Genomic DNA, 19,713 nt, shown 5'->3' on the forward strand with positions numbered 1-19,713 from the left:
ATAGTCTCCACATCGTCATGGCCGGACTTGTCCCGGCCATCCATGCGCTGCCACGCAGCGCGAAGAACGTGGATGCCCCGGACAAGCCCGGGCATGACGACGTCTTGCAAGGTTCTTGCCCCCTGCGGCGCCATGTCGCCTGATTGTCGCATGCGACTGATATTCGCGGGGAGGGCGAGGCAAGGCGTGATTCGTATTTGAAGGTGCCTCAAGGTTTCAATCGGTCATCCCCCTGTCACGGGACATTGTTACAGGCTGGCGCATGGGAAGTTACGATGTGAGTGACGAGAGCCCGGAGCGGCGCTTTCGCACGTTGTTCATCTCCGACGTCCATCTCGGAGCCCGCGGTTCACAAGCCGATCTTCTGCTCGACTTCCTGCGCTACCATGATGCCGATACGATCTATCTCGTCGGTGACATCGTCGACGGCTGGGCGCTGAAATCGAGCTGGCACTGGCCGCAATCGCATAACGACCTCGTCCAGAAACTGCTGCGCAAGGCGCGCAAGGGCGCCAAGGTCGTCTACATTCCCGGCAATCACGACGAGTTCCTGCGCAACTATTACGGTACGCATTTCGGCGGCATCGACGTGGTCGAGAACGCGGTTCACACCGGCGCCGACGGCAAGCGCTATCTCGTCATTCACGGCGACATCTTCGATCTCGTGGTGCAGAACGCGCGCTGGCTCGCCCATCTCGGCGACAAGGCCTACGACTTCGCGATCCAGATGAACCGCCTGGTCAACTTCTTCCGCCGCCTGTTCGGCGTGCCCTATTGGTCGCTGTCGCAATGGGCCAAGCAGAAGGTCAAGAACGCCGTCAACTATATCGGCGCGTTCGAGCAGGCGCTCGCCGCCGAGGCACGGCGTCACCAGGCCGACGGCGTGATCTGCGGCCATATCCACTACGCCGTGATCCGCGACGAGGGCGGCATCCGCTACATGAATTGCGGCGACTGGGTGGAGAGCTGCACCGCCCTGGTCGAGCATGACGACGGTCACTTCGAGATCATCACCTGGGCGGATCAGTTGCGGAAGCCGGAGCAGGTGCCACAGGTCGCAGCCAGAGCTGCATAAGGACCACTTGATGCGCATCCTGGTCGCGACCGACGCCTGGCACCCGCAAGTCAACGGTGTGGTTCGGACGCTGACCAAGCTCGCGGACGCTGCAAAAGCGCTCAGCGTCGAGTTCACGTTCCTGACGCCGCAATCGTTCCGCACCTTCGCGATGCCGAGCTATCGCGACGTGCGCCTCGCCATGCCGCGCCCGGCCCGGATCGCGAGGCTGATCGAGGAGGCGCGCCCCGACAGCATCCACGTCGCGACCGAAGGGCCGATCGGCCTGATGGTCCGCCGCTATTGCCGCCAGCGCAAGCTGCCGTTCACGACCAGCTTCCATACCCGCTTTCCCGAATATGTCCGCGCCCGCGTTCCAGTGCCGGGCTCGCTGATCTGGCGGGCGCTGCGGCGCTTCCACAGCGCCAGCCGCGCCGTGATGGCGGCGACGCCGGCGCTCGCGCGCGAACTGACCGAGCGCGGCTTCGACAATGTCGTGCTGTGGCCGCGCGGCGTGGACACCACGTTGTTCCACCCCCGCGTCGTCGATCTCTGCCTGCCGGCACCCGTGTTCCTGTCGGTCGGCCGCGTCGCGGTTGAGAAGAATCTCGAGGCGTTCCTCGACCTCGACCTACCCGGCACCAAGGTGGTCGTCGGAGACGGCCCGGCGCGCGCCTCGCTGGAAGAGGCCTATCCCTATGCGATCTTCCTCGGCGAGAAGCACGGCGACGAACTGGCGGATATCTACGCGGCCGCCGACGTGTTCGTGTTCCCGAGCAAGACCGACACCTTCGGCCTAGTGCTGCTGGAGGCGCTCGCGAGCGGCCTGCCGGTCGCGGCCTTCCCCGTGAAGGGTCCCCGCGACGTCATCGGCGATGCGCCGGTCGGCGCGCTCGATCACGATCTGCGCGATGCCTGCTTCGCCGCGCTCGATATCTCCCGGCAGGACTGCGTCGCCTTTGCCGCCAATTACACCTGGGAGGCCTCGGCGCGGGTCTTTATCGACAGCATTTTGGCGGTTGGGGCGGTGCTGCCCGGCCGGGCCGCCGCGGAACAGCCGCGCCAAGTCGCCTGAGCGGGGGAAAATCATCGCGCGGAGGTGTCTTGCCCGGGCCTGATCGGCCGCGATAACATTCCGCCATGACCGAACAGGCCCTTCCGGTCGGCCCTGCCGACATCGATGCCGCAGCGCGCGTGATCGCGCCTTACGCCATCCGCACCCCGCTGTTGTCCTTCCCCGTGCTCAACGAGCGCGTCGGTGCGAAAGTGTTCCTGAAGCCGGAGATGCTTCAGCGCACCGGCTCGTTCAAGTTCCGCGGTGCGTTCAACAAGGTGTTCTCGATCCCGCAGGACAAGCGCGCCGGCGGCGTCGTTGCGTTCTCCTCCGGCAACCATGCGCAAGGCGTGGCGGCGGCGGCAAAGATCCTCGACATGCAGGCCACCATCGTGATGCCGGCGGACGCCCCGCTGTCGAAGCGCGAGCGCACCAAATCCTACGGCGCCGAGGTCGTGCTGTACGATCGCGACAAGGACGACCGCGAAGCGATCTCGCGCGGCATCGCCGAGAAACGCGGCGCGACGCTGGTCAAGCCCTACGACGATCCCTTCGTGATCGCTGGGCAGGGCACCGCCGGCCGCGAGATCGCCGAGGACATGGCAACGCTTGGCCTCGGCCCCGACATCGTGGTGGCGCCGGCCTCCGGCGGCGGCCTGATCGCGGGCGTCGCCACGGCGGTCAAGGCGCGCTATCCGCAAGCCGAGATCGTGGTCGCCGAGCCCGAGGCCTTCGACGATCACGGCATTTCACTCAGCGCAGGCCATCGCGAGCCGCATCCGCCGGCCGGCCGCACCATCTGCGATGCGCTGATGGCCCTGATGCCCGGCGAGATGACCTTTGCGATCAACAGCAAGCTGCTCGCGCGCGGCGTCACTGCGTCGGACAAGGAAGTCGGCGCGGCCGTGGCGTTCGCCTATCGCGAGCTGAAGCTGGTGGTGGAGCCCGGCGGCGCCGTCGGTCTCGCCGCGCTGCTGGCCGGTCGTCTCGATGTCGCCGGCAAGAACGTCGTCATCGTGCTGTCAGGCGGCAATGTCGATGCCGACCTGTTCGCGGAGCTGGTGGCCTAGTCGCATTCCGGGACGCGGAGCGTGAGCTATGATGCGCAATTGCGCATCTGAGAATCCAAGACCACAGCCTGGATTATGGATTCCGGGCCTGCGCCTTACGGCGCATCCCGGAATGACGGCCTCTAGTAGCCGACACGAAGAAAGGGGCAGAGCGTTTCCGCTCTGCCCCTTCTTCGTGATGTCGATCTTGTAGTTCAAGTGATCGGCTTGCTCGGTGCAACCTCTCCCGCTTGCGGGAGAGGTCGGCACGCAGTGCCGGGAGAGGGTTTTTTCCTCTTGGGATTGTCCCGTTGCGGAGAGACCCTCTCCCCAACCCTCCCCCGCAAGCGGGGAGGGAGCGCACCTTCCTTCCTGCGCAATCAGTGCATGAAGCCGCGACGGTTGCCGCCATTGTTCATGCTCGGCGCCTGGTTCATCGACTGCCGGAAGTTGTTGTTGCTGCTGACCATGCGGTTCGGCATCGTGTTGAGCTGCGGGCGGTTGGTCTGCACGTTGGTCTGCACCTGCACCTTGTTGACCGGGGTAATGTTGGGCTTCACGATGCCGGTGTTGCCGTTGTTGACGCGGATCGGCTGGTTCTGCGTCTGAACGTTGACCGGCCTCACGTCGATCTTGGTGCCGCCTTTGCCGACATTCACCGGCATGCTCACGATCTTGGGCGGAGAGCCGTTGCCGGCATTGTTGCCGCCGTTCTGCGGCTTGTTGGTCCCAGGCAGGGTCACGATCTTGCCGATGCCGACCTTGCCGTTGATCGTGTTGGTCGGCGCAGGCAGCGTGACGATCTTGCTCGGGGTCTGCGGCGGCGTGCCGTTCTGCGGGTTCGGCTGGTTGTTGCCCGCAGGCAGGGTGACGATCTGTCCGCCATTGCCGAGCTTGCCGACGACATTGCCGTCGAGCGGCTTCTGCACGACCGGCAGATTCCCGTTCACCTGCGCGCCATTGCCCTGCTGCATCAGCGGCATGGATTTGGGCTGGCCGAGATTGCCGATCTTGATCGTCGGAGCAATGGTCTGCGGCGCCAGGAACTTGGTCGCTTGCATCAGGGGGATCTGCTTGGGCTGCACCTGCAGCTTCAGCGCGACCTGCGCATAGGGGCTGTTGCCGTAGCTGTCATAGAAGCTCTTGTAGGCGAGCGGCGAGTTGGCGAGCACCGCCTTGTGCCAGGCCTGCGAGATCAGGATGTTGTTGAGCAGCCAGCGGATGTGGTCGCACAGCGGGTCGTGCGGGTACATCCGGATGAACTCCTGATAGTACTCCGGCCGGCCCTCGGACACCACGTAGTCATAGGCCTGGCGGGTGGAGCGGCTCGGCAGGTTGGAGGCCATCTGCACGACCGGCGCTTTCACCGGCGCGCGGTTGGCGGCAACGGCGGTGTCACCGAAGAAGGTGAAGTCGCTCGTCAATGACGAGCTCTCCCACGGAATCTGCGCGCCGCTGGTGGTCTGGTTGACCTGCAGGCGCACGCGCTTGAACAGCTGCTCGATCGGCACGTTGGGCTCGCGCGCGACGTTCAGGAAGGCCTGTGTGTAGGGGCTGTGGCCATTGGTACCGTCGAGCGCCTCGGCACCTGGCGCGGTCGAGTAGCCGACGATCGAGCCGTTCGGCGCATCGACGATGGCGAGGCCGCGGCCGGCGTCGTTGATTTCAGGGAACGGGTTGTTGCGGCAGGCATCGAGGATGACGATGCGCATGCGGCTCGGGATGGTCTCCAGCGTCGACATCACGTCGACGAGGCGCAGCGAATTGTTGACGAGCTCGGTGGGGCTCGAGACCTTGGCGTCGACCGGAACGAGATAGTTCTCGCCGGCGAGCTGCACGCCGTGGCCGGCGTAATAGACCATCGCGACCGTGTTCGGACCGCGCGAGGCGACCTTGGCGGAGAAGTCCTGGACGACGCGGAGCATGTCGTTCTGGGTCAAGTCGGTCGCGGCGACCACTTCGAACCCGGCGGAGTTCAGGAACTGCGCCATCGACTGGGCGTCATCGTCGGGATTCGCAAGCTGCGGCGCGTTCTGGTAGTTCGCATTGCCGATCACCAGCGCCACCCGCTGCTCCGGGCCTTGCAGCGCAGTGGGGGCAGGCTGCACCGGGGCGACTTGCGCGGAAACGGGCCCGCAGGCGAAGCCGAACAGGCTTCCGAGCAGGCTCGCTGTCATGAAAAAGGGCTTTAGGCGGAACATGGCGTGCTCCTTTGGCACTCATCTCGATGCGAGATTGGTTGCGGCCAAGCTTGGCTGCGTTCGAGCCTTGCGGTCCGTGATCCCCATCACCATCGTCGCCTCCGTGATCTGAATCACGCTCGGAACCTGCTATGGTTAGCGATCGATTGGGAGGACGTCCGTCACATGCTGAAATCGATCGATCCGATCCTGACCCCCGATTTGCTCTGGCTGCTCGCCGCGATGGGCCATGGCGACGACCTCGTTTTCGTCGATGCCAATCACCCCGCCACCCGGATCGCGCAGAGCACCACCTCGCAGCGCCTGATCCAATTGCCGGGCATGACGATGGAAACTGCCATCCGCGCCATCATGTCGGTCTATCCGCTCGACGATTTCGGTCCCGATCCGGTGCGTGTGATGATGCCGGTCGACGATCCCGACGGCGTGCCCGAGGTGCAGCGCGCGGTGCTCGCGGAGATCGCGCGTGCGGCTGGCCGGCCGGTCACGCCCGGCAAGCTCGCGCGACCTGATTTTTATCGCGCGGCAGCGGCAGGCTTTGGCGTCGTGCAGGTCGGTGACAGCAGGGGCTATGGCTGCTTCCTGATCCGCAAGGGCGTGATCGGCTAGGAATATCATGAAGCATCCATCCTCACTGATCGTGTTCGGCGGCCTTCCAGGTACCGGTAAGACGACGATCGCTCGCGAACTCACCGCCAGGCTGGCGGCGACATATCTTCGTATCGATGCGATCGAGCAGCCGTTGCGGGACGCTGGTCTCATCGTCGGCGCAGCCGGCTATGCCGTTGCCAACACGCTCGCTGCCGAAAACCTCAAGCTCGGGCGCATCGTTATCGCCGACTGCGTCAATCCCGTGCTGGCAAGCCGCGTCGCATGGCGGCAGACTGCCTTGCGGACCGGCGCATGCATCGTCGAGATCGAAGTGATTTGCAGCGAACCGGCGTTACACCGGCAGCGCGTGGAAAACCGGCTGCCCGACATTGACGGTCACAAGGTTCCAACCTGGGATGACGTCGTGAGCCGGACTTATGAGCCGTGGGATCGGGAGCACTTGGTGCTCGATACGGCCGAGAGTTCGCTCGACCATGTCCTGGACCGCGTCGAAGCACATGTGCGCGACAAGATCGGCTAGTCGTCTTGCTGGCGTTTGGTGGGACGAAACGCCTCGCACTCGAATTTGAGTGGCCTTCTCGCATCCGCCTGTCTATCGTCGATTCATGTCTCGCCTTCTGTGTCTCTTCGTTGCTGTCGTCCTGTCGCTGCTGCCTGCCGTCGCGCCCGCCGAGCCCGTGCAAAAGCGTCCCAAGCCGGTCTGGAAGGGCTACGGCTTCCTGCCGGGCTATCGGCAGCCGCTCAGCAACAGCATTCCGCTCTACAAGCAGAAAGACGCCATGCGCCGCCTGTCGCGCGCCGACCGGCGCCATTGGTACATCGACCCGGTTCCGCAATATTACCGCTGGGACGGCGAGTGGCACTATTTCGGCCGCCCCGGGTTCAACGGCGGCCGCTACAATGGCGGCAGCTTCGGCCCGTGCTGGACGCGCACGCCGATCGGTCCGATCTGGAATTGCGGGTGAGGCGCTGACGTCGCCTACGCGTCATTGCGAGCGCAGCGTGCAATCCAGAATCCTTCCGCGGAGACAGCCTGGATTGCTTCGCTCCGCTCGCAACGACGATGTGGCGAGTGCGCGCTCTCTTACGAAAAGAACGCGATCTTCTCGGCCTGGGTCATGCGGCGGATCGGGGCGAGCGGGTCGTTGGCCGGTGCGCGGGGTTTTTGCAGGATGCCGCTGGCGAGGATGGTGGCGCCGAGCGAGGCGTCGGACATGGACGCGGGCAGCGGCGAGGGCATCGGCAGCGTCGCGGTCGGCGTTGCCGCCAATGATGCTGCGGCCGCCATGGCCGGCGCCTGCTGCTCCATCACTTCGGCGGCGGCTTCCGCGATGGCGTCGGTGAGGCGCGCGAGCGAGTCCAGCGCGATCGGCGCGTCTGCGGCGGGCTCTTCGGCGATGGCTGCGAGGACAGGCTCGGCTGCGACCGGCTCCGGCTGTTCGGTGGCAATGGGCGCCACGAGATCCGAGAGCGCCGGCTCCGGCGTCGCGGCTGCCATCTCCACCGGCTCGATGATCTCGTCGAACTCGGGATCGGGCGCGGCCATCTCCATCGCAATGGCCTCGAGGATGGCTTCGTCCTCAGCCTCGGCTGCGGCGTCGAGCGCGAACTCCTCGCTGACTTCCGTCAAGGCCTCCGGCTGAGCGGCCGGCTCTTCAAACGCGACGGCTTCGAACTCGGCCTCATCAGGCGCGAGGTTTTCGAGCGCCGCGCTTTCGGCAGGGATCTGGCTTTCGGCCGCGCCCCCCTCGGCGGCAGCCGCGTCCATGGCCTGCTCGGCCATGGCGGAGGTTTCAACGACGGCCGCTGCTTCGACGGCCGCATCGAGTTCCGGAGCTGCTGCGATCTCTTCGCGCATCTCCGTAAAACCCACGGATGCATCGCCCGCCATCGCCGCCGTCTCGACGGGCGAGGCTTCTGCGACTGATGACGGCGCCTCCTGCGCCGGAGCAGGCGCGGCCTGCGGCGTTGCGTCGCCGTCGAGCTGCTCGACCCGGTCCTTCAGCAGATCGAACGCAGCCTTGAGCTCGACGCGGGGATCGAGGGTCGAGATCTGCCCGCAGGCGGCCTCGATCGAGGCGAGCTGCGAATCAATGAGATCGCAGATTCGCCCGTCGGCGCCGATCTCGCGCCAGCGCCAGGAGATCTCCTTGATGATGCGCACCCCGCGCGGGATCGGCGCGAGACTCGCCTCGATCGCGCCGGGATCGACCGCGGCGAGTGCGATCGTCTCGGCCTCGCGGATGGCGCGGCGGATCTCGACCAGCGCCTCGGGCAGGCGGTCCTCGACCACCGGTTGCCGCTGTGCCGCAAGGGTTTCCTCGATTTTGGCGACCGCATCCAGCACCATGCGAGTGTCGGCATTGCGGTTGCGCTTGGCATATTCGCCGAGGAACCAGCGGCCGCGCGCGGTCTCCATGAAGGCTTCGCGGATCGCGTCGTAATCCTGCTCGTTCGGCGCGGCCGCGCGGGCAGACATGGGCGAGAGGGCGAATGCTTCGTTGGCCATGACAATCTCGTCGCGCAAATCAGTGCGCGTTACTGTAACGATCACCACGATATCGACCGAATCGCAATTGGTTTGATGCAGTCCGAATCACAAATCCCCATCGCGGCAGCGACGAAGCGGCGATTCGCCGTGAGCCTCGCCGTATTCTATTCGGCCTTCTTTGCGGTCCTGGGCACGCATGTGCCGTTCTTCCCGGTCTGGCTGAAGGCGATCGGCATCGACGCTGTCTGGATCGGCATCATCGCCGCGCTGCCGGCGATCACGCGCTTCACCACGCTGCCGCAAGTGACCGCCTTCGCCGAAAAGCGACAGGCCATTCGCGCCGCCATCATGGTGTCGGCGCTGGCCACTGCGATCGGATTTACGATGGTCGGCCTGCAGCAGCAGCCGCTGGCGCTGTTCCTGATCTATGCGCTGACCTGCATGGTGTGGACGCCGACGATGCCGCTGACCGATGCCTATGCGTTGCGCGGTGTCGCCCGCTACGGGCTCGATTACGGACCCCTGCGGCTGTGGGGGTCGGCGGCGTTTGCCGCCGGCTCGCTCGCCTGCGGCTATCTCGTCGACGTCATTGCTCCGCGCGACCTGATCTGGGTCATCGTGGCTTGGGCCGTCGTCGCGGTTCTCGCCAGCCTGCTGCTGCAGCCGCTCGACGATCTCGGGCGGAGGACGACGGAGCGGCATGCCGGCAAGCCGCTGCTGCGCGATGCAGCCTTCTGGGCCGTGATCGCATCGGCGGCGCTGATCCAGAGCAGTCACATCGCCTTCTACACCTTCTCGGCCATCAACTGGCAGCTCCAAGGCATCAGCGGGCTGACCATCGCGGTGCTGTGGACGCTGGGCATCATGGCAGAGATCGTCGTGTTCGCGCTGTCGCCGCGCTTCTCGCTGCAGCCGTCCACGCTGATAGCCATCGGCGGCGTGATCGCCGTGCTGCGCTGGATCGTCACCGCGAGCGAGCCGCCGCTCGTGCTGCTCGCGATCGCCCAGCTCGGCCACGGCTTCAGCTTCGGCCTGACCATCGTCGGCACCATGAACCTTCTGGTGCAGCGCGTGCCGTCGCATCATATCGCGCGCGGGCAGGGCTATTACGCCGCCTGCAACGGGCTCCTGGGGGCGGCGACCTCGATCGCATCAGGCGCGCTCTACGCCCGCATCGGCGACAATGTCTATTACGTCATGGCGGCGATGGCCGCTGCCGGTGCCATCCTGATCTGGTCGGCGCGGCATCGCCTCACGGCTCAGCCCCAGAGCGAAGCGTCCGGCGGGTAGACCAGGCTGCCGTCATAACGCAGGCCGTGGTCGCGGTCGCGCACCAGCAGCAAGGGGCCGTCGAGATCGACGAAGCGCGACTGCGGCGTCACCAGCATCGCCGGCGCCATCGACAGCGAGCTCGCGACCATGCAGCCGATCATGATCTCGAAGCCGAGCGCCCGGGCAGCATCGGCCATGGCCAGCGCCTCGGTGAGGCCGCCGGTCTTGTCGAGCTTGATGTTCACGGCGTCGTAGCGTTCGCGCAAGGGCGCGAGCGAAGCGCGGTCGTGCACGCTCTCGTCGGCGCAGACCGCGAGGGGGCGCCTGATCCGCGCCAAGGCTTGGTCGCGGCCTGCCGGCAGCGGCTGCTCCACCAGGGTGACGCCGGCGGCGGCGCAGGCGGCGAGATTGGCTTCCAGATCGGCCTCGGTCCAGGCCTCATTGGCATCGACGATCAGCTCGGCCTCAGGGGCGGCCTTGCGCACGGCCGCGATGCGCTCGGGATCGCCGTCGCCGCCGAGCTTGATCTTGAGCAGCGGACGGTGCGCCGCTTTGGCGGTCGCCACGGCCATGGCCTCGGGTGTCCCTAACGAAATCGTGTAGGCCGTGGTGCGCTCCACCGGGGCCGGGCGGCCCAGCAGGTTCCAGGCGCGCACGCCGGCCGCCTTGGCCTCGAGGTCGATCAGGGCGCAATCCAGGGCGTTGCGGGCCGCGCCTGATGGCATTGCGGCCTGGAGGGTCTCTCGCGTCAGCCCGCCCGCGACGGCCTCCTGCATGGCCTGGATCGCGGCCAGCGTCGCCTCCGGCGTCTCGCCGTAGCGGGGATAGGGCACGCATTCGCCGCGGCCGGTCAGGCCGTCCCGGCTGACCTCCGCCACGACGGTGACGGCCTCGGTCTTGGCGCCCCGGCTGATGGTAAAGCTGCCGGCGATCGGGAAGCGCTCGATTCGCGCCGCCAGAGACACAAGTTTGCTGGAAGTCATTTTGAACTCTGGCGAAATCTGAACCTGCTAGTTACCTCTAGCAACTAACATTAACCCCTTGGGGATACCTTCTCTGGGTAAGGGCGCGTGCGCAACCATCTGATTTTCTCCGCCCCGGCGCGGGAGCGGACATGAGTGGCGATCCGAAGCTGGAACGGATTGCCAAGGGCAACGCGCTGGCACTGTGCGCCACCGGCACCTGGACCGCGAGCTTTGCGCCGGTCCTGGAGCAGATGGTGACTGAGGCCGAGAAGCTCGCAGGCACCCCGCAAAGGATCTTCATCGACGTCTCCGAGGTCGCCAAGCTCGACACGTTCGGCGCCTGGCTGATCGAGCGGCTGCGCCGCAGCCTGACCCAAGGTGCCGTCGAAGCGCAGATCGCGGGCCTCTCCGCCAATTATTCCAGCCTCGTGGACGAGGTGCGGCGGGTCAGGGCGACGGCCATGGTCGACAGCAACCCGATCACCATCTCCGGCATGCTGGAGCAGATCGGACGGGCCGTGGCCGGCGTCGCCGGCACGGTGGCGGGCCTCGTCGACATGCTGGGCGCCGTGCTCGCGGCGTGGTTTCGTGTTCTGATCCATCCGCGCTCGTTCCGCCTGACCTCGACCGTGCATCACATGGAGCAGGTCTGCTGGCGCGCGGTGCCGATCATCGTGCTGATCACCTTCCTGATCGGTTGCATCATCGCGCAACAGGGCATCTTCCATTTCCGCCGCTTCGGCGCCGACATCTTCGTCGTCGACATGCTCGGCGTGCTGGTGCTGCGCGAGATCGGCGTGCTGCTGGTCGCGATCATGGTCGCCGGCCGCTCCGGCAGCGCCTATACCGCCGAGCTCGGCTCGATGAAGATGCGCGAGGAGATCGACGCGCTGCGCACCATGGGGTTCGATCCGATCGAGGTCCTGGTGCTGCCGCGGATGATGGCGCTGGTGCTGGCGCTGCCGATCCTCGCATTCCTCGGCGCCATGGCTGCGCTCTATGGCGGCGGTCTGGTGGCCTGGCTCTATGGCGGCGTTCAGCCCGAGGCCTTCCTGCTGCGCCTGCGCGATGCCATCTCGATCGACCATTTCATCGTCGGCATCGTCAAGGCGCCGGTGATGGCCGCCGTGATCGGCATCGTCGCCTGCGTCGAAGGGCTCGCCGTGCAGGGCAGCGCGGAATCGCTGGGTCAGCACACCACCGCGTCGGTGGTGAAAGGCATCTTCTTCGTCATCGTCATGGACGGCATCTTCGCCATCTTCTTCGCCTCGATCGGGATGTGACGATGGCAAGAGAAACTCAAAGCGAGATTCAGGATCCGATCATCCGCGTCCGCGGCATCACCGTGCAGTTCGGCGCCACGCGCGTGCTGGACGGGCTCAACCTCGACGTCAAGCGCGGCGAGATCCTGGGCTTCGTCGGCCCCTCCGGCGCGGGCAAGTCGGTGCTGACGCGCACCATCATCGGCCTCGTGCCGAAGGTCGCGGGCTCCATCGAAGTGTTCGGCGTTGATCTCGATTCATCGAGCGCGTCGCAGCGTCGCAACGTCGAGCGGCGCTGGGGCGTCCTGTTCCAGCAGGGCGCGCTGTTCTCCTCGCTGACCGTGCGGCAGAACATCCAGTTTCCGATGCGCGAATATCTGCGCGTCTCGCAGCGGCTGATGGACGAGATCACCATGGCCAAGCTCACCATGGTCGGCCTCAAGCCCGAGGTCGCCGAGCGTTTCCCGTCCGAGCTCTCCGGCGGCATGATCAAGCGCGTGGCGCTGGCGCGTGCGCTGTCGCTCGATCCCGACCTCGTCTTCCTGGACGAGCCGACCTCCGGCCTCGACCCGATCGGCGCCGGCGACTTCGACGAACTGGTCAGGACGCTCCAGCGCACTTTGGGGCTGACGGTTTTCATGGTAACCCACGACCTCGACAGCCTATACACAGCATGTGACCGCATCGCCGTTTTAGGGAACGGTAAGATCATTGCGGCAGGGTCGATCGCCGACATGCAGGCCTCGCAGCATCCCTGGCTGAGGCAGTATTTTCATGGCAAGCGCGCCCGCGCGGTCATGGGTTGAGAGCTGGGTTGAGTAGCCGGAGCACCTGATGGAAACGCGGGCGAATTACATATTGATCGGCTCGTTCACGCTGGCGGTGATCGCCGCCGCGATCGGCTTCGTGCTGTGGTTTCAGTCGCTGCACACCACCAAGCAGCGCAGCCCCCTGCGCGTCGTGTTCGAGGGGCCGGCGGCGGGCCTGCGCAACGGCGGCAGCGTCAATTTCAACGGTATCAGGGTGGGCGAGGTGGTCTCGGTGAAGCTGGACAACCCGCGGCGGGTTGTCGCACTCGCGATGATCGAGAACAACGCCCCGATCCGCAAGGACACGCTGGTCGGCCTCGAATTCCAGGGCCTCACCGGCGTTGCCGCGATCTCGCTCAAGGGCGGCGAGGAGGCCGCGGCCCCGCCGCCGCTCGACCAGGACGGCATCCCGACGCTCACGGCCGACCCAAACAAGCTCCAGGACGTCACCGAGGCGATCCGCGCCACGCTGCAGAACGTCAACAAGATCGTCGCCGACAATCAGGAATCGGTGAAGAACTCGCTGAAGAACCTCGAGACCTTCACCAATTCGCTGGCGCGCAATTCCGAGAAGATCGACGCCGTGATGGCCAAGGTCGACGGCGTCATGCTCAAGGCCGACAATCTCATGCTCGGCCTCAACACGCTGGCCGGCGGCAAAGACGGCGGCGAGCTGTTCCAGGCGGTGAAGTCGATCCGCGAGCTCGCCGAGGATTTCGACAAGCGCTCCGGCGCCTTGATGGCCGACGGCCGCCGCACCCTCGGCGACATCAGCCGCGCCGTGAACAATTTCGACCGCAATCCGACCCGCGTGCTGTTCGGCGCCAGCAACTCATCGCAACCCGCCCCGCCGCCGGAGCCGCCGAAGCCGGCGGCAGCGCCGAGGCGGTAGGGGGTAGGAAAGCGCGAATGGGGAGTGGCGAATAGCGAGTAGCGTATACAGCCTTCCTCACGGATCGATCCCAAACAAAAAACGGAGCCCGCGAGGGCTCCGTTTTCATTCGCTATTCGCTATTCGCCATTGGCGAGCTTCGCTCTACCCCAGCCGGCCCGCCGCGTGCGCGAGCAGGGTGTAGACCAAGCCCGTCTCCGAGATCAGGTGGCTGCGCAGCTCCTGCGGACCGCGGCCGTCGCGGGCGACTTCGTCGAGCAGGCGCTCGAACTCGGCGACGTAGCGGTCGACCGTGCCCTTGAAGTTGCGGTCGGCGCGGTACTTGCGGGCGACCTCGTCGAAGGCCTTCTGGCCGGCGGGCGTGTACAGGCGCTTGGTGAAGGCCTTGTTCTCGCCGCGCTGGTAGCGGTCCCACATCTCGGCGGCGAGGTTGCGGTCCATCAGCCGGCCGATGTCGAGCGACAGCGATTCCAGCGGATTGCTGCTTGCCTGCGGCGCCTGCGGCTGCGGCGCGGGTGCCGCGCGGCCGCGCGGAGCCTGACCGGCCGGCGCGCCCTGATTGGCGTCGGTGCGGTTGAGCAGGTCCGACAGCCAGCCGTCACGGCCCTGGTCGTTGCCACCGGGCGCCACCGGCGGCGCTTCGGTGCGGCGCGCGGCCGGCATGCCGAGGTCCGGCGGCGGCAGCGTCGAGGCGCTGCCGATGTCGCGCATGCGGGTCTCGGGAGCCCGGCCGCCGACGGCCGCCAGCACCGGCTCTTCCTGGCGCTGCACGCTGGCGCGGCCCGCCGTGGTGACGTCGAGCCCGCGGCCGTGCTGGGCCACGATGCGGTTGAGCTCGGCGAGCGCCTCGATCTGGTCGACGATCACCTTGCGCATCTGCGCCGTGCTCTCGGCGGCCTCCTGCGGCATCTCGAGTACGCCGCGGCGCAGCTCGTTGCGGGTGGCTTCGAGCTCGTTGTGCATCTCGAAAGCCATCTGCTTCATGCTGGCGACGAGGTTGGTGAACTTCTCGGTCGACTGCTTGAACATCGTATCCGCCTCGTCCGTGGTCTGGCGGTAGATGTCGTGCATCGCCTCGATGGTCTGCCGGTGCTCCTCTTCGGACGCAGCGCGCACCGCCTCGAACTGGCGGGTGATCGCGGCCGAGCCGGCGCCGGCGGTCTCGGCGACGACGCGGGCAATGTCGCGGGCGCGCTCTTCGGCCGCGGCAAGCGATTCATCGAGCAGGCCGGTGAAGCGCGACAGCCGCTGGTCGAGATCGGCCGTGCGCAAGTCGATCGTGGTGACGAGCGATTCCAGCGCCTGCTTGCGTTCGGCGAGCGAGGCGGTGGTGTTCTTGTTGCTCTGCTCGACGACCTGCGCGGCCTCGACCAGCGCCTGGCCATGCTTGTCGAACTGGACCGACAGCTCGCCGAGATCCTGCAGCGCCTTCGTGGTCTTGCTGTTGAAGACGTTGAGCTGCTCTTCCAGGTTCTGCGTCGCCGCGCCGTTGCGCGAGGTGACGTCGTTCATCGCCGAGACGAAGTCGGCGACGCGCGTCACCAGCGCCCGCTCGAGCGAGTTGAGGTTGTCGTGCGCACCGGTCAGCACCTCCTGGAGCAGGATGTTGCCTTCGCGCAGGCGCTCGAACAGGGCAACCGTGTCGGTGCGCAGGATCTTGCTGGTCTCCTGCATCTCCGTGACGGCCGCGATCGAGACCTGGCGCGACTGGTCGATCGCGGAACGCGAGGCCTGCTCGAGGTCCTTGAGCGACTTGCCGACGGCGCTGGTCGCGACCTCGCTCGCTGCGTTGATGGTGCGGGCGACTTCCGAGCCGTTGCCCATCATGGTCTGCGAGAAGGCCTGGCCGCGCGTCTCGATCGACTTCAGCGCGTCGGAGGTGACGCGGTCGATGTCGAGCGTAAGCTGGCTGGTCTTCGAGCCGATCGCGTCGACCAGTGCGCCGCGCTTGGCGTCGATCATGTTCGACAGGCGGTCGGCCTGCTGCTGCACGTAGGTGACGATCTCGTCGGTCTTGCCGGTCATGGCCTGGCCGAAGCTGGAGCTGGCGGCGAGCACCGAGCGCTCGACGTCGGCCGAGCTCGACTTGACGCGCGAGCTCGCCTCGTTGGAGGCGGAGATCAGCGCGTTCTGGGCGTTGAGCGCGCTGGTCTGGATGTCGTTGGTCGCGTTGGCCGCGGCCGCGCTCAGCGTGCGCTCGATCTCGGTCGAGATCGTGCGGATCTGGCTCGCGGCGTCGGCCGAGGTCGAGGTCAGCGAGATCTGGGCCTCACGCGCGCTGTTGAGGATGGTCGAGGCGGTGTCGGCGCCGACCGCGGTCAGCGTGCGCTCGATGTCCGTCGTCAGTGACTTGATCTGGCCCGCCGCATCGGTCGAGGCGGAGATCAGCGTGCCCTGGGCCTCGCGCACGCCGCTGGTCAGGGCCTCGATGGTGGCGCCGCCGGCCGTCGCCAGCGCGCGCTGCATCTCGGCCGCGAGCGAACGGACCTGGCTGGTTTGTTCTGCGGAGACAGCAAGAAGGGTGCTCTGGGCGTCGCGGGCGCTGGTGGTGATCGTCTCGGCGGTGGTCTGGCCGACCTGCGAAAGCGAGCGATGCACTTCGGCTGCGAGCGACTTGACCTGGCTCGCCGCGTCCGAGGACGCCGTCACCAGCGTGCTCTGGGCCTCGCGGGCGCCGCTCATGATGGTCTCGGCCGTCGAGGTGCCCGCCATCGTCAGCGAGCGCTGCACGTCCGAGGACAGCGCCTTGATCTGGTTTGCGGTCTCGGTCGAGGCCGCGATCAGCGTGCTCTGCGCATCGCGGGCGCCGGCGGTGATCGACTCCGCCGTGGCGGTGCCGGCCATCGACAGCGAGCGCTGCACGTCGGCGGTGAGCGTCTTGACCTGGCTCGCCGCATCCGAGGACGCGGTGACGAGGGTGGTCTGCACCTCGCGGGCACCGGCCAGGATCGAGGCCGCGGTGGCGGAGCCCGCCGCCGACAGCGTGCGCTCGACGTCGGCCGCCAGCCCCTTGATCTGGTTGGAGGCTTCGCCCGAGGCCGCAACCAGCGTCGACTGCGCTTCGCGCGCGCTGGTCAGGATCGAGTTCGCCGCACCGGTGCCGACCGCGGTCAGCGCCTGCTCGACCTCGGCGGAGGTCATCTTGAGCTGGGCGTTGACGTCGGAGGAGACCGTCAGCAGCGACTGCTGGGCGGTGCGCGCGCCGGTCTGGATCGTCTCGCTGGTGTTGACGACGAGGTTGGTGAGCGAGCGCTCGGCGTCCTCGACATGCGAGCGGATCGCGGTCGAGATCATCTCGGCGCGGGACATCATGTCCTCGCTGGCTTGGCGTCCGCTGCTTTCGATGCGGCCGGCCACGGCCTCGACGCGGGAGCCGAGCAGATCCTCGAACTGCGCCACGCGCACGTCGATGTCGCTGGCGACCGAGCCGACCTTGGTCTCGATGGCCTGCTGGATCTCCTGGAAGCGTGCCGTGACCGTGTCGGTCAGATGGATGCTGCGGCCGTCGATGATCTCGGTGACGCCGGTGATGCGGCGGTCGACCGCCTCGATCGCCTGCGCGGTGCCGTCGGTGAGCGTCGAGGTGAGCAGCGTCAGGCGCGTATCGATCGACTGCACCGCCTGCGAGGCGCCGTTCGTCACCGCGGTGGTCAGGTAGGTGAGGCGGGAATCGATGGATTCGAGCGCCTGCGTCGCGCCGCCGCTGAGCGTCGTCGTGAGATGCGTCAGGCGGGTATCGATCGAATGGATGGTCTGCGATGCACCGTCGGTCAGCGAACTCGTGAGGTGGTTGAGGCGCGCATCGATGGTTTCGATGGCCTGCGTTGCGCCGCTAGTGAGCGTCGTCGTGAGGTAGGTGAGGCGGGAGTCGATCGACTGGATCGCCTGCGCGGCACCGTCGGTCAGCGACGTCGCCAGCGTGTTGATGCGTCCGTCGATGGTTTCGGTCATCGACTTCGCGCGGCCGTCGAACGACAGCTCGAGCGCGGCGACGCGGCCGACGAGCTGCTCGTCGAAGGTCCTGATGTGGCCTTGGATGGTGCCGTCGAGGCTGGCGATCTTGCCGTTCAGCGAGGCGTCGATATTGCCGACGCGTTCGCCGATCGTGGTCTCGAACTGCGCGAGGCGCTGGTCGAGCACCGCCGTGATCTGGCCGCCGTTCGAGGTGAAGCGGGTGTCGAAATCGTCGACATAGGTCTTCAGCGTCTCGGCGATGTCCTGCGTGCGCTGGCCCATGCGTTCGACGATCTCGCCGCCGAAGGTCTTCACGGTGCGGTCGAATTCGGAGATGTGGCGGGTGATCAGCGCGCCCAGCGTGCCGGAGTCGCGGGCGAACTTCTCGACCAGCTCGGTGCCCTGGTTCCTCACCAGCTCGTCGAACGCGCTCATCTGCAGCGACAGCGAATCGTGCGCGGTCTCGGTCTGGCTGACGACCTTGGCGACCAGGGCGTTGACGGTGGCGTCGAGCGCCTCGCTGGCCTTGTCACCGCTCGTCATGATCTGGCCGGCGAGACGGTTGCCGGCGTCGTCGATCTTGGCGGAGATGTCGTTGGACCGCAGCTCGAGCTCGAGCAGCAGCGAGTCCGACGAGTTCTTCAAGGAATCGTGCACCTGCTCGGTGCGCTCGGAGATGCCGTCGACGATCGCGGCGGAACGCTGCTCGAACTCGCCGGTGATGCGGTCGATGCGCTCGTTCAGCATCTCGTGGACGCGGTCGGCGAGGTCGACGAACTCGTCGTGGACGTGGCCGGTCTTGAAGTTGAGGCTGGTGGTCAGCCGCTCGCTGGCGTCGAGCACGGCGCGCGTGGTCTCGTTGCTGGCCTCCTCGAGACGGTCGAGCAGGTCGCCGCCGCGCTCGCCGAGCGCCAGGATCATGTTGTCGCCGGCATTGCTCAGCGCCTGGGTGATGTGGGCGCCGCGCTCTTCCAGAGCGCCGGTGATCGACTTGGCCACCTCGTCGACGCGGGAGGCGATCGCGTCCGAGATCAGCGCGATGTCGTGGCGCAGGTCGATCTGCACGCCGGAAATGGCGCTGCGGACCTGCTCGGCCTGGCCGACCAGATTGTCGCGCTGATGCGCGATGTCCTGCAGCAAAGCGCGGATGCGCACCTCGTTGTCGGAATAGGCGCGTTCGAGCGCGGCGACCTCATTGGCGACCAGCGTCTCGAGCTCACCGGCGCGCGCGATCGCGCGCTCGATGCCGTCGCCCATCGCCGCGACCTCGCGGCGGATGGCCTGGCCGACGGTGACCATGGAATCGGAGGCCGAGCCTTCCGGCTCGGAGAAGCGGATCGCGACCTGCGCCATCGCCTGCGCGATCATGCGCATTTCCTGGCCGCGCCAGACCAGGCTCGCGAGGAAGTAGAACAGCATGACCGGCGCGAAGAACATCGCGACGAGGCCGGCGATCACGAGCACGCCGCCGCTCTGGCCCATGGCGGCCTGGATCGAGGGCAGGAAGCCGACGGTCAGCGCGGCGCAGGCGGCGAGCCAGATGCCGGCGAAGATGGTGGCGAAGGTGTAGACGCTGCGGGCAGGGCGGCCCTTCTGCAGCGCCTGGAGCAGCTGGCCGATGGTCTCGCGATCGTCGTTGGCGGCGCGGCGCGCGGTGCGCGGCTCCTCGACCGGGTCGAACACGGTCGACCGCTCATTAGCGGCGGGGCGTGGCTCGAAGCTCGGCTCGTCGAAAATCGGGGGCGCAGCCGGCGGCACCGGGGGCGCCGCTTCGTTGCGCATTGCGGCGTTGCGGCTGGTATCGGCCGCCGTGTCGCTGATGTTCAGGGCTTCCTGGATCGCAGAAAGCGCAACTTCTGTAGGGTCTTTGACCTTTTTCGGAGTGTTCGCCATGTTCAGTCCGAGCCCTCGTTACTTGTACGCGTCCCCCCGCGAGCCCTGCGCGCGGCGCAAGCCCACAGACCGGATCATGCCGCTTGCGCGGATCTCCGAGCCGTCCCCACCCGGACGGCTTGTCCGCCAATTTCTGCAACATCCTATTGGCAGAGCGTCGCGAATGAAATGCCCGCGATTAAGACATTCTTAATCATCGTTAACA

Annotated in this window: 14 protein-coding genes; 10 read left to right on the forward strand and 4 right to left on the reverse strand. The window is 66.7% G+C overall.

Annotated elements, in window-relative coordinates:
* Positions 1–262: 262 nt before the first annotated feature.
* The 3 genes from P0R31_RS13145 to P0R31_RS13155 all read left to right on the forward strand — a co-directional run bounded on the left by P0R31_RS13145 (position 263) and on the right by P0R31_RS13155 (position 3,178).
* On the forward strand, positions 263–1,075 hold the full coding sequence (locus tag P0R31_RS13145; protein ID WP_275514438.1) for a UDP-2,3-diacylglucosamine diphosphatase: 813 nt from the start codon (positions 263–265) through the stop codon (positions 1,073–1,075).
* Positions 1,076–1,085: 10 nt separating this feature from the next.
* Positions 1,086–2,129, forward strand: coding sequence for a glycosyltransferase family 4 protein (locus tag P0R31_RS13150; protein ID WP_275514439.1), 1,044 nt, complete (start codon positions 1,086–1,088; stop codon positions 2,127–2,129).
* A 65-nt stretch (positions 2,130–2,194) separates the two neighbouring features.
* On the forward strand, positions 2,195–3,178 hold the full coding sequence (locus P0R31_RS13155) for a threonine/serine dehydratase (RefSeq protein WP_109143149.1): 984 nt from the start codon (positions 2,195–2,197) through the stop codon (positions 3,176–3,178).
* A gap of 359 nt (positions 3,179–3,537) precedes the next feature.
* Here P0R31_RS13155 and P0R31_RS13160 read toward each other — a convergent pair whose 3' ends face one another.
* Positions 3,538–5,358 carry a caspase family protein gene (locus P0R31_RS13160; protein ID WP_275514440.1) on the reverse strand — a complete coding sequence of 607 codons (1,821 nt, stop codon included), beginning with the start codon at positions 5,356–5,358 and terminating at the stop codon, positions 3,538–3,540.
* 165 nt (positions 5,359–5,523) lie between these two features.
* Here P0R31_RS13160 and P0R31_RS13165 point away from each other — a divergent pair, with 165 nt between their 5' ends.
* The 3 genes from P0R31_RS13165 (at position 5,524) to P0R31_RS13175 (ending at position 6,935) form a co-directional block, all read left to right on the forward strand.
* Positions 5,524–5,967 (forward strand): RbsD/FucU family protein, encoded by a 444-nt coding sequence (locus tag P0R31_RS13165; protein ID WP_275514441.1) that lies wholly within the window; start codon positions 5,524–5,526, stop codon positions 5,965–5,967.
* Positions 5,968–5,974: 7 nt separating this feature from the next.
* Positions 5,975–6,490, forward strand: a complete 516-nt coding sequence (locus tag P0R31_RS13170) for an AAA family ATPase (RefSeq protein ID WP_275514442.1) — start codon at positions 5,975–5,977, stop codon at positions 6,488–6,490.
* A gap of 85 nt (positions 6,491–6,575) precedes the next feature.
* The gene (locus P0R31_RS13175) at positions 6,576–6,935 is read left to right on the forward strand and encodes a hypothetical protein (protein ID WP_036044570.1); all 360 of its coding nucleotides are present in this window, start codon (positions 6,576–6,578) and stop codon (positions 6,933–6,935) included.
* Between the two features lie 119 nt (positions 6,936–7,054).
* Here the strand turns inward: P0R31_RS13175 and P0R31_RS13180 are convergent, their stop codons facing one another.
* Positions 7,055–8,479 carry a hypothetical protein gene (locus P0R31_RS13180; protein ID WP_275514443.1) on the reverse strand — a complete coding sequence of 475 codons (1,425 nt, stop codon included), beginning with the start codon at positions 8,477–8,479 and terminating at the stop codon, positions 7,055–7,057.
* A gap of 75 nt (positions 8,480–8,554) precedes the next feature.
* On the opposite strand from P0R31_RS13180, the gene P0R31_RS13185 reads away from it, so the two are divergent.
* On the forward strand, positions 8,555–9,751 hold the full coding sequence (locus P0R31_RS13185; protein WP_275514444.1) for an MFS transporter: 1,197 nt from the start codon (positions 8,555–8,557) through the stop codon (positions 9,749–9,751).
* On the opposite strand, the gene dgcA is transcribed toward P0R31_RS13185, so the two are convergent.
* On the reverse strand, positions 9,721–10,716 hold the full coding sequence (gene dgcA / locus P0R31_RS13190) for an N-acetyl-D-Glu racemase DgcA (protein ID WP_275514445.1): 996 nt from the start codon (positions 10,714–10,716) through the stop codon (positions 9,721–9,723). The genes P0R31_RS13185 and dgcA overlap by 31 nt on opposite strands.
* A gap of 131 nt (positions 10,717–10,847) precedes the next feature.
* Here dgcA and P0R31_RS13195 point away from each other — a divergent pair, with 131 nt between their 5' ends.
* The 3 genes from P0R31_RS13195 to P0R31_RS13205 are packed head-to-tail and all read left to right on the forward strand — an operon-like array spanning position 10,848 to position 13,661.
* Complete coding sequence (locus tag P0R31_RS13195; protein ID WP_275514446.1) at positions 10,848–11,981, forward strand: MlaE family ABC transporter permease; 1,134 nt, start codon at positions 10,848–10,850, stop codon at positions 11,979–11,981.
* 2 nt (positions 11,982–11,983) lie between these two features.
* The gene (locus P0R31_RS13200; protein WP_271537463.1) at positions 11,984–12,766 is read left to right on the forward strand and encodes an ABC transporter ATP-binding protein; all 783 of its coding nucleotides are present in this window, start codon (positions 11,984–11,986) and stop codon (positions 12,764–12,766) included.
* A 28-nt stretch (positions 12,767–12,794) separates the two neighbouring features.
* Positions 12,795–13,661, forward strand: a complete 867-nt coding sequence (locus P0R31_RS13205; RefSeq protein ID WP_057028765.1) for an MlaD family protein — start codon at positions 12,795–12,797, stop codon at positions 13,659–13,661.
* Positions 13,662–13,805: 144 nt separating this feature from the next.
* Here P0R31_RS13205 and P0R31_RS13210 read toward each other — a convergent pair whose 3' ends face one another.
* On the reverse strand, positions 13,806–19,508 hold the full coding sequence (locus P0R31_RS13210; protein WP_275514447.1) for an apolipoprotein A1/A4/E family protein: 5,703 nt from the start codon (positions 19,506–19,508) through the stop codon (positions 13,806–13,808).
* Positions 19,509–19,713: the final 205 nt, after the last annotated feature.

The sequence above is a fragment of the Bradyrhizobium yuanmingense genome (genome assembly GCF_029167105.1).
GTDB lineage: Bacteria > Pseudomonadota > Alphaproteobacteria > Rhizobiales > Xanthobacteraceae > Bradyrhizobium > Bradyrhizobium yuanmingense_A.